This window comes from Tenacibaculum sp. TC6 (assembly GCF_050606265.1).
Taxonomy (GTDB): domain Bacteria; phylum Bacteroidota; class Bacteroidia; order Flavobacteriales; family Flavobacteriaceae; genus Polaribacter.
On sequence record NZ_JBOCUK010000016.1, the window covers coordinates 1 to 15,320 of the forward strand.

Consider the following 15,320-nt stretch of genomic DNA (forward strand, 5'->3'; position numbering starts at 1 on the left):
CAACGTATATCATAACCTTACTCTACGCTTTTTCTTTCTGGTTTTTATTACTAAATTTAAACAATTGCTAACTTAAGACGTATAAAAAAGGCTTGCTATCTTGCCAATAGATCAGAGCATGAAGTACAACTATTATTAGCCACCAAAACTGTTGATGTTGAAAGAATAAAAATAGCAATTAACCAAGGAGTTACTCTTATAGGAGAAAATAAGATTCAAGAGATAAAACAAAAGTATGAGGGCTTAGCCGCTATTTATCATCAAAAACATTTTATTGGTCATTTACAAAGTAACAAAATAAAAGAAATTCTAACGTACAATGTTTCATGCATTCAGTCATTAGATCGTTTGAGTTTAGCTGAAAAACTCCAAAAAAGATTAACTTTAGAGAATAAGACAATTAACGCTTTTATACAAGTTAACACTTCAGCAGAAGATAGCAAATTTGGTATTTCTCCTAAAAAAGCAATTGAATTTTCTAAACAACTATCTGATTTTGACAGAATTAATATAAAAGGATTAATGACTATTGGTTTATTTAGTTCTGAAAAAGAAAAAATCAGAGACTGTTTTATTCGTTTAAAACAACTTCAACAAGAAATTATCACCACAAACATTCCAAATATTGAAATGAATGAATTATCGATGGGTATGAGTGGAGATTTAGAAATAGCAATTGAAGAAGGTGCTACAATAATACGGGTAGGAACAGCTATTTTTGGTAAAAGAGCTTATCCGGACAGTTATTACTGGAATGAAAATAAATAGAAGCAATGCTTCTATTTATTTGATAATTGTTTTATTTTAATTCTGAAAGCTGCGAACAACAAAGTCATGAAAGGACTTAACCAGTTAAATATGGCAAAAAATGCATAATCAATTACAGGCACTCCTAATACCCCAGAATGGTAAGCTCCACAGGTATTCCATGGAATTAATACAGAAGTAACCGTACCAGAATCTTCCAAAGTTCTACTTAAATTCTCCGGTGCTAAGCCTTTATCTCTATACGCTTGGGCATACATTTTTCCGGGAACTACAATGGCTAAGTACTGATCTGAAGCCGTAAAGTTTAATCCAATACATGTTGCTACTGTACTTGCAAATAATCCAAAAACTGAATCAAACAGACTTAACATAAAGCTACTAATTCTAGCCAAGGCTCCAATAGCATCCATTACGCCTCCAAAAACCATTGCTAATAAGATTAACCATACCGTTCCTAACATTTTTTTCATTCCTCCGGCAGTAAACAAATCTTTTAACACTTCATTATCAGTAGGCACAGAAGTTTCTACCGTAATTGCTTTCATAACACCTTTATACGCTGATCCAAAGTCTAAAGTTTTAACTTCGGCTATTTGTGCAACTACATGTGGTTGAAAAATTAAAGCAAAAATTCCTCCAAAAATAGTACCTGCCAACAACGCAATTAATGGTGGTGTTTTTTTAACAATAAGTGCAATAACTAATACCGGAACTAAAAACAACCAAGGGCTAACATTAAATGCCTTGTTTATATCTGTCAACATGGCCTGAGTATCTGCCTTACCTGTGGCTGTTTGTGTAAAACCTAAAACTAAGAAAAATATAATGGTAATAGCGAAAGTTGGTATAGTAGTATAAGCCATGTAACGAATATGCGTAAACAAATCTGTACCTGCCATTGCCGGTGCTAAATTGGTTGTATCGGACATTGGAGACATTTTATCTCCAAAATATGCTCCAGACAAAACAGCACCTGCTGTCATTCCTAATGAAATTCCTAAAGCATCTCCAATTCCTATTAATGCAATACCTACAGTAGCCGATGTAGTCCATGAACTACCTGTTGCTACAGAAATAACGGCACAAATAATTAAACAAGCTACTAAAAATATGGTTGGATTTAATATTTGCAATCCGTAATAAATCATTGAAGGAATAATTCCGCTAATTAGCCATGTTCCTGCTAAGGAACCTACCATTAACAAAATTAAAATAGCTCCGGCAGTAGATTTAATATTCTCAGCAACTTCCTCCATCATTCTTTCATAAGAAACCTTATTTCTAAATCCTACAATTGCTGCTACAGCTCCACCTAGTAACAATATAAATTGATTACTTCCACTTAATGCATCATCTCCAAAAACAAACACATTATAAGCTAACATTACAATTAACGCTAAAACAGGAATTAAAGCTTCCCAAATGCTCAGTTCTTTGTTTTCTATAATTTTCTGGTCTTCAATTTTAATTTCGCTTAAATTTTTTTCGTCTTGCATTATTTAGTTTTTTGGAAGTGTAATGTTACGATTTTGAAAAGAATTACACAAATTCAATCAGTTTAGTACATTTGCTTTCTATGGATTCTTTAACTCAAATAGTTTTAGGTGCGGCTTGCGGAGAAGTTGCTCTTGGTAAAAAAATAGGAAATAAAGCTATGCTTTTTGGTGCAATAGGAGGAACCATTCCGGATTTAGATGTTTTTATTGGTAAGTGGTTATATAGTAATGAAATTGACGCCATGGCATTTCATCGTGGTTTTATGCATTCAATAGTTTTTGCCTTATTAGGTTGTTTTCTCTTTGGATGGTTAACCTTTAAACTCTATAATCGCAGAAAACGGAAAGATTCTACAACGCTACAAAATTGGGTTTGGCTCTATTTTTTATCCATTTTAACTCATCCTTTACTCGATTGTTTTACGCCTTATGGTACACAGTTATTTTTACCTTTTTCAAATTACAGAGTAGCATTTAATAATATTTCAGTTGTAGATCCTTTATACACCCTGCCTTTTCTTTTATGCTTGCTCATAGCCATGTTTTATAACAGAAAAAATCCTCGTAGAATTAAGTGGGTTAAAATAGGCTTTTATTGTAGTTCCATATATATGTTGTTTACTTTAGGTAATAAGCTATACATGGATCGTATTTTTAAAAAATCATTTAGAAATGCTAATATTTCATTTGATCGGTTTTCAGTTCAACCAACTATTATGAATACTATTTTATGGTATGGTATAGCAGAAACAAAAGATACTTATAAAGTAGGTTTTTATTCATTATTAGATTCTAAAAGTGAATTGGACACTATTTTAACAATCCCTAAAAACCATCAACTTATCGATAAAAATAATCAAGATATAAAAACCTTAGCCTGGTTTAGTAATAATTACTACAATTTGGTTGCTAACAATGCCAATGATACCATACAATATGTAGATTTACGTTATCCGTTATTAGATCCAAAAGATATAAATTCATCTGTATTCAGGTTTCAATTGGTTCAAAAAGAAAACAGATGGGACATTCTTCCTTTTTCCGGAAAAATGCCTTCTACAAAAAGTATGAAGCCTTTTTTAAACAGACTTTCAGGAAAATAATAAACCCAGCTTTAAAGCTGGGTTTATTTCACTTATTCATAAAAATATGTTATACAGAAGCCATTTGTAATACTCCTACTTCTAACATACATTCTTTCATCATATGATAGGTACGTTCAATATCATTATCTAAACCAATAGAAAAACGAATTAATCCATCCGACAATCCCATTTCTTTTTGCTCATCTAAAGGTATTTCAGAAGAAGTAGAAGTTCCGGGCGCTGAAAATAAAGTTTTATAAAATCCTAAGCTTACTGCTAAATAACCTATATTTCTTTCCTGCATCAATTCCATTAACTCATTTGCTTTTTCTAAAGATCCGGCATCAATTGTTAACATCCCTCCAAATCCATATTCATTATTCATCATTGACTTAAACACTTCATGTGAAGGATGCGATTGTAATCCTGGATACACTGTTTTTACCCCGTCATTTTCAAGTTTTTCAGCTAAATACATTGCATTTTTACTATGCTGTTTCATACGAATATGAAGTGTTCTCATATTTTTTAAGATGGAAGCAGAACGTAAAGAATCCATTGAGGCTCCCAATAACATACTAGCTCCGTCAATTACACTTTTCAGTGAATTTACAAATTCTGAAGTTCCGCACACTACACCTCCCATCGTATCTGAACTTCCATTAATAAACTTCGTTAAACTATGTATTACAACATCTGCCCCTAATTGAGCAGGTGATATTGATAACGGTGAAAACGTATTATCAACAACCAATTTTAAATTGTGTTTTTTAGCCAACTGCGAAAGTGCTTTTATATCTGCTACCTCTAATAATGGGTTGCTTACACTTTCACAATAAATCATTTTGGTATTCCTATTGATAGCAGCTTCAACCAAATCTATTTTAGTTATGTCTACAAAAGACGTTTCAATATTTAACCTAGGAGTGAAGTTTTTAAGAAAAGCATACGTACCTCCGTAAATGGTTCTACTCGATACAATATGATCACCGGCTCCGCATATTTGCAAAATGGTTGGTGTAATGGCTCCCATACCTGAAGCTGTAACATTGGCTGTTTCTGTACCTTCCATTGCTGCCAGTGCTTCTCCTAAATATAGATTTGAAGGTGAAGTATGACGAGAGTATAAATAACATCCGTCTGTATTTCCTTCAAAAGTATCAAACATAGTTTTTGCCTTTAAAAAGGTATATGTAGAAGAATCGGATATAGACGGGTTAACTCCTCCAAATTCACCAAAATATTGCAAATCTTGAATATTGTTTGCCGGTTTAAATTCCATAATAAGCTAATTTAACTGTTTATTTGACTACTAAATACCTTTTATTTTGATAAAAAATCAATACTTTACTATTTATATAGATAATTTTTCTATTTTTAAAAACAAATTCAATAAAACTCTTAAAAAAACAAGTGCTTTTTTAATAATTCTTAGATTTTTTTTCACATGAAGTTAGATAGTATAGATAAAAAGTTGCTTACTCTTATACAAAAAGACAGCAAACAAACTACTAAAAGTTTATCTCTTAAACTGAATTTATCTGTAACTGCGGTTTATGAACGTATACGAAAACTTGAAAAAGAAGGTATTATTACTCAATATGTAGCTTTAATTGACAAAAGTAAAATAGACAAATCTTTACTTGTATTTTGCCATATAAGACTTGAAAAACATACAAAAGAATTTATTGCTGATTTTGAAAAAGAAATTAACGATTTAAAAGAGGTTATTGAATGTTTTCATGTAAGTGGCGAGTATGATTACGTATTAAAAATTTACATTAAAGACATGGACTCTTACCGAGAGTTTATGGTAAATAAAATAACAGGTTTGAAACATATTGGTAGTACACATAGTGTTTTTACCATAGGTGAAGTAAAAAATACTACTGCAATAGATTTATAATTCTTTATCTATTTTTAAAACGGAAGTTTTATTACTTTTTTCTTTTTAGGCTTTTTTAAATACAAGCATCTTTTACTATAGTCTATAAAAGCTTTTCCTTTTTCTAAAATATCAGCACCTATTATTCCATGTACTTCTTTAGCATTTTGTTGAGTTAATGCCGAATTAACATGTAATAAATCAAACAATACTAAATCACATTTATGTGTTTTCCATTTCCCTATTTTCAACCAGTTATTTTCAGATTTTTGTGTTTCCATATTAGTTGCCCCTGCACCAGCCGCCTTTATATCACTTTCTTCTGAAATAAGTTTAAAATACTCTTTTAAATCCAACCCTACGCATGAATTAGAGGCACCGGTATCTAAAATAAAACGTCCTTCAACACCATTAATCTCAGCTTTTAACTCAAGATGATTAGTTTCTATTTTTTTCAATTTTATTTTAATGTATTTCTTTTTCTTTAATACTTTTTTCAAACTTGCCATTTCTCGTACTTTTGTCTCGCAAAGATACAACTCAATTATTAATAAATGATTACCGATACGCATACGCATTTATATTCTGAACAGTTTGATGAAGACAGAAAGGAAATGATTAACAGAGCTAAAGAGGCAGGAGTTTCTCGCTTTTTTATCCCGGCTATTGACAGCTCTTATACTGATAGAATGCTTGATTTAGAAAAAAACTTTCCTGAGGATATTTTTCTGATGATGGGTTTGCATCCAACCTCTGTTAACGAAAACTATTTGGAAGAACTTGCATTGGTAAAAGAATGGTTAGATAAACGTAATTTTTATGCCATCGGTGAAATTGGTATCGATTTATATTGGGATAAAACCTTTTTACAACAACAACAAGATGCCTTTAGAACACAAATAAAATGGGCTAAAGAAAAAAAACTACCTATTGTAATTCATTGTAGGGAAGCTTTTGATGAAATTTTTGAAATTTTAGAAGAAGAAAAAGGAAACGAACTATTTGGTATTTTCCATTGTTTTAGCGGTACTTTAGAACAGGCGAAAAAAGCTATTTCTTACAATATGAAATTGGGTATTGGTGGTGTTGTTACTTTTAAAAACGGTAAAATAGACACCTTTTTAAATCAAATAGACAGCAAACACATTGTTCTAGAAACGGATGCTCCTTATTTAGCTCCAACGCCATACAGAGGCAAACGCAATGAAAGCAGCTATATTACCAATGTAGTTGATAAATTAGTGGATATTTATGGAAAATCTTTCCAAGAAATTTCCGAAATTACAACTCAAAATTCAAAAGAAGTTTTTGGTGTCTGATATACAAACAACGTATTACAAAACGCCCATTGGTATTGCTCAAATTACTGGTGATATGCATGGTGTTCAAACAGTTTCTGTTTTAGACAGTGATTTTGAAATACCTGCTAATTCAACTCAAGATGTAGCCAAACCTCTTCAAGAATGCATACATCAATTGGATGAATACTTTAAAGGAATACGAAAAGAGTTTTCTGTTCAACTCAATCCGCAGGGGACCGAATTTCAACAAAAAGTTTGGGATGAATTACTAAATATTCCTTTTGGAAAAACCAGAACGTACTTAGAACAAACAAAAAAAATAGGTGATGTTAAAGCCATTAGAGCAGTTGCTTCTGCCAATGGTAAAAATCCTGTTTGGATACTTATTCCTTGCCATAGAGTAATTGGATCAGACGGATCACTTACCGGTTATGCAGGAGGTGTTTGGCGTAAAAAATGGTTATTGGAACATGAAAGTGAAAGCAAACAACAAACGCTATTTTAATTCAAGTTTCGTTTTTCTATAAAAAACTTCTTCAATAAAAAACTACATTCTTCTTCTAAAACACCTGATATTACTTGTGTTTTAGGATGTATTCTAGTATTTAAAACACTAAAGCCTAATTTAGGTTCTTTGGCACCATATACTATTTTAGCTATTTGCGCCCAATAACTTGCCCCTGCACACATCTGACAAGGCTCTAATGTTACGTATAAAACGCAATCTTTTAAATACTTTCCTCCTAAAAAATCAGCTGCTGCTGTGAATGCCTGCATTTCGGCATGCGCGGTTACATCATTTAAGGTTTCTGTTAAATTATGAGCCCTGGCAATTATTTGACTTTTATAAACAATAACTGCTCCTACAGGAACTTCTCCTTTATCAAAAGCTGTTTGAGCTTCTTGCAAAGCTTTTTTCATAAAATAAACATCATCAAAAGGGTTCATTAAACTAACTTTGGAATTGATCTATTACAAAAGTAACCAAAAATTAAGTGAGCGAACTCTGCTCAAATTATTTATTTTTGTCAAAATTTTAGGTTTGATTTCAATTAACATTTCTGAACATAAAAAGGTATATTTTGCTTCAGACCAACATTTAGGAGCTCCTACACCAGAAGCTAGTTTTCCTCGAGAACAAAAGTTTGTGAACTGGCTCAATCATATAAAAGATGACGCTGAAGCCATTTTTTTACTAGGAGATTTATTTGATTTTTGGTTTGAATATTCTACCGTTGTTCCGAAAGGCTTTGTGCGTGTTTTAGGCAAATTAGCTGAGCTAAGAGACTCCGGTATTCCTATTTACTTTTTTGTTGGAAATCATGATTTATGGATGAAAGATTATTTTGAAAAAGAACTTTCCATTCCTGTTTTTCATAAACCTCAAGAATTCAAACTTAACACAAAACTATTCTTAATTGGTCACGGAGATGGTTTAGGACCTCATGATAAAGGGTACAAGCGCATGAAAAAAGTTTTTACCTTTCCTTTATTTAAATGGATGTTTAAGTGGTTACATCCTGATTTAGGGGTTCGGCTAGGACAATATATGTCTGTGAAAAACAAACTTATTTCAGGAGACAAGGATGCTAAATTTTTAGGAGAAGATAATGAATGGCTTGTTCAATATTGTAAAAGAAAACTAGAGGCTAAACATTATGATTATTTTGTGTTTGGACATAGGCATTTACCATTAGATATTAAACTTTCTGACAACAGTAACTACATTAATTTAGGCGATTGGATTAACTACTACACCTTTGGTATTTTTGATAAAGAAACTCTTCATTTAAAAGAATATAAATAGTTAACTTTTCCCTTAAAATCAAAGGAAAAGTTAACGTCATTTAGCTAAGCTTTAGTTAAAGCTAACTTTCTTTTTCTTTCTATATATTGAAGGCTAATTTCTCCCGTATTTTCTTAAATAGTTACTATAACTCCTTTTACAAAACAATAGACAATACTCCTAACACAGCAAGAATAAATCCGGCTGGTATTTGATACTTTAATAATTTTAATCGTAAAATTTGCCCTTTTTCTTTTGCTACTTCATTCTTTTCTAATAGGTATTTAGAAATTAAACCATACCCCAAAATAAAGCCTACTATAAATTCAACAGCAGCAACTCCTAAAAAAATAAGCCAACCTGTATTGAATGAAGTAAGGTTTAATACAGATTGAACAATTCCCCAAACTCCCCAAAAAGCTAACACAACTCCAATCCATCCTTGGTATGGGGTTAGTTTATCTAATAAATCTTTAGCATTGGGCTTTTTAGCAATAATAGCAGGAGTTGCAGCTAAAACCCCTCCGATAATTGCAATAATTGATCCTAACATATTTTAATTTTTAACATTACAACAACGAATATATTAAGGGATTAACTCATATTATTTTTCAGTTATTATTCGGAGGTTATCAGTTATTATTCGAGTTATATCTCTGGTCATTTATCTGCCTTAACAAAAAAGCACTCTATAAAAGAGTGCTTTTTAAAATATTTACGATAGTTTTAAAACTTAAATGTTAGTCCTGCTTTAAAAGAAGTTCCGTTAAACCCAAACTGATTAACTTCCCAAGGATATCTAAATCTACCTCCTAAGTTTGTTACAGGATCACCTTTAGGATCAATTTCGTCCGGGAAAACATCAAATAAATTGTTCACCTGTGCTCTGAAAGAAATAGATTTAGTAAAATCATATCCAACGGATAAATCTGTTACAATCTTACCCGTAAAGGTTTGATCTTTGTTAGGATCTGCAGCGTGTTGCCAAGTTACTTCTCCAAAATACGTGTTGTTTATATTAGCTGAAAAATTCCCAATCTTATAATCTGCTCCAAATAAAAACTTCATATTAGGTCTGGCACTAGTAATTCTTGATTGCTCTTTTCTATTGAAAATCTTGTCTTTATATCCGGCTAAATTAGTAGGCGTTTTAACTTCACCATCTAATACTGTTTTGTTTACGTTTAATGCCAAGTTAAGTCCTAATTTTCCAGAAGCAAAATCAATATTTTTATAACGCATAGTATAATCAAATCCCTGAGTAATCGTGTTTACTGCGTTGATAAAAAACTTGATACTTGTTACACTATTATCATTTAAAATTTGCTGAACCGTAGCATTTGGATTTCCGTTATCATCTTCACCAGTAATTTCTCCACTAAACAAAACCCTGTCATCTACTCTTACATTGTAATAATCTAATGAAATAGTGAAATCGTTAGATGCCTTTACAGTTATTCCTGCTGAAATATTTTTAGATGTTTCTGCAAATAAAGGTGCAACACCTAAATCCTTAATAACCTGACTTACATTATTAAAAGTTCCTTGATTAGAAATAGTTCCTCCTGAAACAAGTGTTTGTACATTACTTAAATACACCTGATGTAAAGAAGGTGCTCTAAATCCTGTACTATAAGAGGCTCTTAACACTCCTGCTTCTCCAATTTTATATCTTGAATTTATTTTCCATGAAGTATTTCCACCAAAATCAGAGTAATTTTCATAACGAATAGCTCCGCCAATTAAAAACTTACTAGAAACATCCCAGTCAATCGTTCCATAAACTCCCACGTTAGTTCTTGTTTCATCTAAGGCATTACTAGGTTGTAATCCCGGGAATGATTGCGCACCTCCATCAACATAAGATTCTTCCTGACCTGCAGTAACTTCAAAGCGTTCTTGGCGTGCTTCAACTCCTACACCAACACTTACCTCACCAAAACTTCTATTCACATCAAAATTTCCAATGATATTACTAAAAGCATAAGCTCCTGCATTAAAACTAGTAGGGCTATTGGCTCCTAAACTTGGATTTACTGTGTTTCCAATAGTATAATCTACAGCATTACTTCCGTATGTACCGCTTAAATCAGCATTAAACTCTCCTAATTTAAACTCACCTCCGGCTGTAAATAAAAAATCTTTTATATTTGTTTCAAAAGTAGGCTGAAAACCTTGATATTGTCCATTACCATCAAAAAAAGGGTTCTTTTCGGGTGAATTTTGCCCCGGCACACCAGGCCAATAAGGAACTCTATATAAAGCAAAACTTTTCCCTTTTCTTAGGTTGAAACCTCCAAATGCATATAATTTCGTATTATCATTTAAAGGGAATTCTCCATTTAGATATACATCGCCTTTTTTCATTTCTGGCTGTCCAACAATCATCCCTAATCCAGGATTATTTCTCAACCAATCGGTATTCCCATTTAATATGTCATCTCCTGTTGCTACAACTCCATCCGTTGCTAAGTATCCATCAGCAGCTCCAATTGGTATTGCTCCAATACTATATAATAAACCAAATAAGCCATCTTTTCCAGGCTTCCCTGCTCTATTGGTATAATCTTGATAGCTTAACCCTAATGTTGCATTTAAAAATCCACCACTTCCAAAAGTCAATGTATGATTTACATCTGCATCTGCATTAAAACCATCTCCTCTTGAAGTTACTCCTGAATTAAGATTCACTTGTGTAAAATCAATATTCTTTTTTAGAATAATGTTAACAACACCGGCAACCGCATCTGATCCATATTGTGCAGATGCTCCGTCACGTAAAATCTCAACTCTTTCAATAGCGGCAGTTGGTATACTTTTCATATCAGTACCTACCTCACCTTTACCCGGAGTATCGTTTACATAAACCAAAGCACTTTGGTTTTTTCTTTTTCCGTTAATTAACACCAAAGTTCTACTTGGCCCTAATCCTCTTAAATCTGCCGGATCAAAATGTGCTGTTGCATCTGAAATAGTCTGGTTTGTAGAGTTATAAGAAGGTACAGTATAAGTTAGCATTTGATCTATATTTGTTTGCCCTGTTGCCTGTAATTCTCTAACCCCAACGTTATCAATTGGCACAGCTGAATCTAAAATTGTTCTTGGCTTAGATCGGTTTCCTGTTAATACTACTTCATCTAAAACTCCGCTATCTTCCTTCATAACAATCGTTAAATTTGCTGAAGAACTTGCTTCTCTTTCAATGGTCTTAAAACCTAAAGATGAAAACACTAATGTGGCGGGTATTTTTTTCAAATTAATACTAAACTCCCCGTTATCATCTGTATTCACCCCGTTTGATGTTCCACGTTCTACAACATTCACAAAAGGAATGGGCTCTCCTTTTTCATCTGTTACTTTCCCCTTTATTGTTTGTCCTACGGTAAACGTAAAACACATTAAAGTGAAAGCTGTAATTAGTTTGGTTATTTGCTTCATAATTAATAATTATTTAATAAAAGTGTTCAAAAATTACTTTATTAATACCATTAGTAAATCAATAGTAAAAGATATAAAATTTAATTACATACTCTTTGAAAATCATAAAATTTTATTTTTTTCATAATTGAGATCACTTTTTTAGGTTTAACCATACTTTAACAAATCTTAAAGTGTTAATATTGTAGCTTTGTTAAACAAAAAGCTAACATAATTCAAATTACATATGGATGTAGATGTAAGAGCAATCAATGAAAAAATAGAGCAAGAAAGTGCTTTTGTTGATTTATTAACTACCGAAATGAACAAAGTAATTGTGGGTCAAAAATACATGATTGAACGATTGCTTATTGGTCTTTTAGGTAACGGGCATATTTTACTAGAAGGTGTTCCCGGTTTAGCAAAAACATTAGCTATCAACACACTTTCTAAAGCGGTACAAGGAAGCTTTAGTCGTATTCAGTTTACTCCGGATTTATTACCTGCTGATGTTGTAGGTACGATGATTTACAATGTAAAAGAAAACGATTTCTCTATTAAAAAAGGTCCTATTTTTGCCAATTTTGTATTAGCTGATGAGATTAACAGAGCTCCAGCCAAAGTACAATCTGCCTTGCTTGAAGCTATGCAAGAACGACAAATTACAATTGGTGATGAAACGTTTAAACTTGACGAGCCTTTTTTGGTAATGGCAACACAAAACCCTGTTGAACAAGAAGGTACTTATCCTTTACCGGAAGCACAAGTTGACCGTTTTATGTTAAAAACAGTTATTGACTATCCAAAAATACAAGATGAACAACTTATTCTTCGTCAAAACTTAAACAGTAGTTTTGGAAAAGTTAATGCGGTAGTTTCTATTGAACAGATAATTAAAGCTCGTAATTCGGTTAGTGAAGTATATATGGATGAAAAAATTGAAAAATATATTCTAGATATCATCTTTGCTACTCGTTACCCTGAAAATTACAATTTAGAAAAATTACAACCTTTAATTAGCTTTGGTTCATCACCTCGTGGTAGTATCGCCTTAGCTAAAGCAGCTAAATGCTATGCTTTTATTAAAAGAAGAGGTTATGTAATTCCTGAGGATGTAAGAGCAGTTGTATATGATGTTTTACGACACAGAATAGGTATTACTTATGAAGCGGAGGCTGAAAACATTTCATCAATTGATATTATTAATTCAATAATTAACGAAGTTCAAGTCCCATAAAAACCCAAACTAACTATTATAGATAAGTTCTAACCATACTCTACCAAAGAAAGAAAATTTTACCCCCCTTAAATTAATCTAGTTAGAGATGACATACAAATTAACAACGTACAAAACATTAACAGGAACAAAACAAATTTTAGAGTTACCTAAGAAAAAAAGAACAGAAGCTATTATTTACAAAGACAATACTCCTACCTACTATGTAGATTGTTTTGACTTACAAACTGAATCAAATGTAATTATGAACAGTTTAGTATTAGGTCAAAAAAAGAGTATTAGTGATGTAGTAAAAGAAATAGCCCAAAAAAACAATGTTAACATATCAGTAAAAGAGGCTCCTTTATTTTCTATAGAAAAGTCGCATGAATTGACAGAAATAGAGTTACCTCCTCTTCCTGAAAATTGGTTAAGCTAGTTAATGGACACAAAGGAATTATTAAAGAAAGTTCGTAAAATAGAGATTAAGACACGTAGGCTGTCCAACCACATATTTGGCGGAGAATATCATTCTACTTTTAAAGGACGAGGAATGACTTTTTCTGAAGTTCGACAATACCAGTACGGTGATGATATACGTGCTATTGACTGGAATGTTACAGCTCGGTATAACGAACCTTTTGTAAAGGTTTTTGAAGAAGAACGTGAGCTTACTATGATGCTTGTAGTTGATATTTCCGGTTCTGAATTCTTTGGAACAAACCAACAGTTTAAAAAAGACACCATTACTGAAATTGCAGCTACTCTAGCTTTTTCTGCTATTCAAAACAATGATAAAGTAGGACTTATTTTATTTTCAGATCAAATTGAATTATTTATTCCTCCTAAAAAAGGAAAAAGTCATGTATTACGAATTATTCGTGAGCTTATAGAATTTGAACCTAAAAGTAAAAGAACAAGTGTAAATGAAGCTTTAAAATTTCTATCTAATGTATTAAAGAAAAAAGCAATTGTTTTTATTCTTTCTGATTTTATGGATGAAAAAAGCTATGAACACACCCTTAAAATTGCAGGAAACAAACACGATGTTACCGGTATTAGAGTTTATGACAAATATGACCAAGAAATACCCAATCTAGGAATGGTACCTATGCTTGATTCTGAAACCGGAGAAGTTCATTTAGTTAACACCGGTTCTTCTTCTGTAAGAAAACAGTACAAAACAAATGCGCTTCGTTTAGAAGGTTATTTCAAAACTACTTTTAGAAAAAGCGGTGCCGGTGTTATCAATACTCGAGTTGATGAAAGTTACGTAAAAAAACTGCTGGGATATTTTAAACAAAAAGGATAATTGCCAAGAAACGATGTTTATTAAAATGAAACAAAAATTACTCTACATATTATTCTTGTTCACAGTAATTACTGGCTATGCTCAAACTCCTTTAGTAAAGGCTGAAATTGATACGACCAGCATACGTATAGGTGAACAGTTTAACTATAAAATTACTGTTAATGAAACAGAAAATGTAATTATTCCAAAACTAGACAACTTAAAAGGTTTAGAAGTGGTTGATTCATTAAAAATAGACACTATTAACAACAGACTTATCAAAAAATATGTTCTTACCGGGTTTGATAGTGGAGCTTTTTACATTCCAAGACAACAGATATATATTCGAAATCAAGCCTATTTAACAGATAGTTTATTAGTCAATGTTGCAACAGTTCCTATTGACACTACCAAAATAAAAAAGTTTCCTATTAAAGGAATCAAAGGTGAACCATATCAGTTTGATGATTTCAAAGCATATATTTATTGGGGACTTGCTATTTTATTAATTGTAATTACAACGTTATACTTTGCTTTAAAGAGAACCGACAAGAGTACTTCGGAAACTGCTATTCCTAAATTAGCTCCGTACCAGGAAGCTCTATTAAATTTAAAGCTTCTTGATGAAAAGTTATTATGGCAAAACAATAAGGTTAAAGCATATTATAGTGAACTTACTGATATTATTAGAAATTATATAGAAAGAGAACTTAACATTCCTGCTTTAGAGCAAACCACTAATGAACTTGTTTCTATTTTAACGGACTTTAGTGATTCAAAATCTATTGTTACAGATAAAGAAACCATCGATAAATTACAAAAGCTTTTACAACAATCAGACTTAGTTAAGTTTGCTAAATCTAAACCCTTAGCAATTGAAATTGAATCCGATAGAAAAATTGCAGAATATATTGTAAATCATATAAAACCTGTAATTGCTGAAGAAAATACAGAAACTAGTTACAGTACCCCTGTAACTATTGTACAAAAACCTGAAGTTAAACAACCTAAAACACTAACAAAAATTATAGTAATCGTAGCTATTATTGCCGTTGTTGCTTTAATCTCTTTAGGA

General features: G+C 31.9%; 15 protein-coding genes and 1 pseudogene. 10 read left to right on the forward strand and 6 right to left on the reverse strand.

The annotated features are described in order from the left end of the window. Positions 1–63: 63 nt before the first annotated feature. Positions 64–768: a YggS family pyridoxal phosphate-dependent enzyme gene (locus ACQY1Q_RS10150; protein WP_431005263.1), complete on the forward strand. Its 705-nt coding sequence runs from the start codon at positions 64–66 to the stop codon at positions 766–768. 11 nt (positions 769–779) lie between these two features. Here the strand turns inward: ACQY1Q_RS10150 and nhaC are convergent, their stop codons facing one another. After that, on the reverse strand, positions 780–2,264 hold the full coding sequence (gene nhaC / locus ACQY1Q_RS10155; protein WP_431005202.1) for a Na+/H+ antiporter NhaC: 1,485 nt from the start codon (positions 2,262–2,264) through the stop codon (positions 780–782). Positions 2,265–2,344: 80 nt separating this feature from the next. On the opposite strand from nhaC, the gene ACQY1Q_RS10160 reads away from it, so the two are divergent. Then, on the forward strand, positions 2,345–3,367 hold the full coding sequence (locus ACQY1Q_RS10160) for a metal-dependent hydrolase (RefSeq protein ID WP_431005203.1): 1,023 nt from the start codon (positions 2,345–2,347) through the stop codon (positions 3,365–3,367). 49 nt (positions 3,368–3,416) lie between these two features. Here ACQY1Q_RS10160 and ACQY1Q_RS10165 read toward each other — a convergent pair whose 3' ends face one another. Next, entirely contained in the window at positions 3,417–4,631 is a 1,215-nt protein-coding gene (locus ACQY1Q_RS10165; RefSeq protein ID WP_431005204.1) for an aminotransferase class I/II-fold pyridoxal phosphate-dependent enzyme, read from the reverse strand. Positions 4,632–4,796: 165 nt separating this feature from the next. On the opposite strand from ACQY1Q_RS10165, the gene ACQY1Q_RS10170 reads away from it, so the two are divergent. Next, on the forward strand, positions 4,797–5,255 hold the full coding sequence (locus ACQY1Q_RS10170) for an Lrp/AsnC family transcriptional regulator (RefSeq protein WP_431005205.1): 459 nt from the start codon (positions 4,797–4,799) through the stop codon (positions 5,253–5,255). 14 nt (positions 5,256–5,269) lie between these two features. Here the strand turns inward: ACQY1Q_RS10170 and ACQY1Q_RS10175 are convergent, their stop codons facing one another. Then, positions 5,270–5,743, reverse strand: coding sequence for a retropepsin-like aspartic protease (locus tag ACQY1Q_RS10175; RefSeq protein WP_431005206.1), 474 nt, complete (start codon positions 5,741–5,743; stop codon positions 5,270–5,272). A 45-nt stretch (positions 5,744–5,788) separates the two neighbouring features. Between ACQY1Q_RS10175 and ACQY1Q_RS10180 the strand changes: the two genes are divergently transcribed. Both ACQY1Q_RS10180 and ACQY1Q_RS10185 read left to right on the forward strand, forming a co-directional pair. Next, positions 5,789–6,553 (forward strand): TatD family hydrolase, encoded by a 765-nt coding sequence (locus ACQY1Q_RS10180; protein WP_431005207.1) that lies wholly within the window; start codon positions 5,789–5,791, stop codon positions 6,551–6,553. 1 nt (position 6,554) lies between these two features. Next, positions 6,555–7,040 (forward strand): methylated-DNA--[protein]-cysteine S-methyltransferase, encoded by a 486-nt coding sequence (locus ACQY1Q_RS10185; RefSeq protein WP_431005264.1) that lies wholly within the window; start codon positions 6,555–6,557, stop codon positions 7,038–7,040. Here the strand turns inward: ACQY1Q_RS10185 and ACQY1Q_RS10190 are convergent. Further along, entirely contained in the window at positions 7,037–7,483 is a 447-nt protein-coding gene (locus ACQY1Q_RS10190; RefSeq protein ID WP_431005208.1) for a nucleoside deaminase, read from the reverse strand. The genes ACQY1Q_RS10185 and ACQY1Q_RS10190 overlap by 4 nt on opposite strands. 103 nt (positions 7,484–7,586) lie before the next feature. On the opposite strand from ACQY1Q_RS10190, the gene ACQY1Q_RS10195 reads away from it, so the two are divergent. Further along, positions 7,587–8,342 (forward strand): UDP-2,3-diacylglucosamine diphosphatase, encoded by a 756-nt coding sequence (locus tag ACQY1Q_RS10195; RefSeq protein WP_431005265.1) that lies wholly within the window; start codon positions 7,587–7,589, stop codon positions 8,340–8,342. Between the two features lie 136 nt (positions 8,343–8,478). On the opposite strand, the gene ACQY1Q_RS10200 is transcribed toward ACQY1Q_RS10195, so the two are convergent. Together ACQY1Q_RS10200 and ACQY1Q_RS10205 are read right to left on the reverse strand one after the other, a co-directional pair. Continuing rightward, positions 8,479–8,874, reverse strand: a complete 396-nt coding sequence (locus ACQY1Q_RS10200) for a hypothetical protein (RefSeq protein WP_431005209.1) — start codon at positions 8,872–8,874, stop codon at positions 8,479–8,481. A 173-nt stretch (positions 8,875–9,047) separates the two neighbouring features. Further along, positions 9,048–11,759 carry a TonB-dependent receptor gene (locus tag ACQY1Q_RS10205; RefSeq protein ID WP_431005210.1) on the reverse strand — a complete coding sequence of 904 codons (2,712 nt, stop codon included), beginning with the start codon at positions 11,757–11,759 and terminating at the stop codon, positions 9,048–9,050. A 226-nt stretch (positions 11,760–11,985) separates the two neighbouring features. On the opposite strand from ACQY1Q_RS10205, the gene ACQY1Q_RS10210 reads away from it, so the two are divergent. The 4 genes and pseudogenes from ACQY1Q_RS10210 to ACQY1Q_RS10225 all read left to right on the forward strand — a co-directional run. After that, the gene (locus tag ACQY1Q_RS10210; RefSeq protein WP_431005211.1) at positions 11,986–12,975 is read left to right on the forward strand and encodes an AAA family ATPase; all 990 of its coding nucleotides are present in this window, start codon (positions 11,986–11,988) and stop codon (positions 12,973–12,975) included. A gap of 88 nt (positions 12,976–13,063) precedes the next feature. After that, positions 13,064–13,393, forward strand: a complete 330-nt coding sequence (locus ACQY1Q_RS10215) for a hypothetical protein (protein ID WP_431005212.1) — start codon at positions 13,064–13,066, stop codon at positions 13,391–13,393. A 3-nt stretch (positions 13,394–13,396) separates the two neighbouring features. Next, entirely contained in the window at positions 13,397–14,266 is an 870-nt protein-coding gene (locus tag ACQY1Q_RS10220) for a DUF58 domain-containing protein (RefSeq protein ID WP_431005213.1), read from the forward strand. Between the two features lie 25 nt (positions 14,267–14,291). Next, positions 14,292–15,200, forward strand: a pseudogene (locus tag ACQY1Q_RS10225) (BatD family protein); the annotation flags it as partial. Between the last annotated feature and the right edge of the window lie 120 nt (positions 15,201–15,320).

Bases quoted from the DNA above. Each gene is read 5' to 3' on its own strand.
- nhaC (WP_431005202.1), bottom strand. From the start codon at position 2,264: ATGCAAGACGAAAAAAATTTAAGCGAAATTAAAATTGAAGACCAGAAA.
- ACQY1Q_RS10160 (WP_431005203.1), top strand. From the start codon at position 2,345: ATGGATTCTTTAACTCAAATAGTTTTAGGTGCGGCTTGCGGAGAAGTT.
- ACQY1Q_RS10165 (WP_431005204.1), bottom strand. From the start codon at position 4,631: ATGGAATTTAAACCGGCAAACAATATTCAAGATTTGCAATATTTTGGT.
- ACQY1Q_RS10170 (WP_431005205.1), top strand. From the start codon at position 4,797: ATGAAGTTAGATAGTATAGATAAAAAGTTGCTTACTCTTATACAAAAA.
- ACQY1Q_RS10175 (WP_431005206.1), bottom strand. From the start codon at position 5,743: ATGGCAAGTTTGAAAAAAGTATTAAAGAAAAAGAAATACATTAAAATA.
- ACQY1Q_RS10180 (WP_431005207.1), top strand. From the start codon at position 5,789: ATGATTACCGATACGCATACGCATTTATATTCTGAACAGTTTGATGAA.
- ACQY1Q_RS10190 (WP_431005208.1), bottom strand. From the start codon at position 7,483: ATGAACCCTTTTGATGATGTTTATTTTATGAAAAAAGCTTTGCAAGAA.
- ACQY1Q_RS10200 (WP_431005209.1), bottom strand. From the start codon at position 8,874: ATGTTAGGATCAATTATTGCAATTATCGGAGGGGTTTTAGCTGCAACT.
- ACQY1Q_RS10205 (WP_431005210.1), bottom strand. From the start codon at position 11,759: ATGAAGCAAATAACCAAACTAATTACAGCTTTCACTTTAATGTGTTTT.
- ACQY1Q_RS10210 (WP_431005211.1), top strand. From the start codon at position 11,986: ATGGATGTAGATGTAAGAGCAATCAATGAAAAAATAGAGCAAGAAAGT.
- ACQY1Q_RS10215 (WP_431005212.1), top strand. From the start codon at position 13,064: ATGACATACAAATTAACAACGTACAAAACATTAACAGGAACAAAACAA.
- ACQY1Q_RS10220 (WP_431005213.1), top strand. From the start codon at position 13,397: ATGGACACAAAGGAATTATTAAAGAAAGTTCGTAAAATAGAGATTAAG.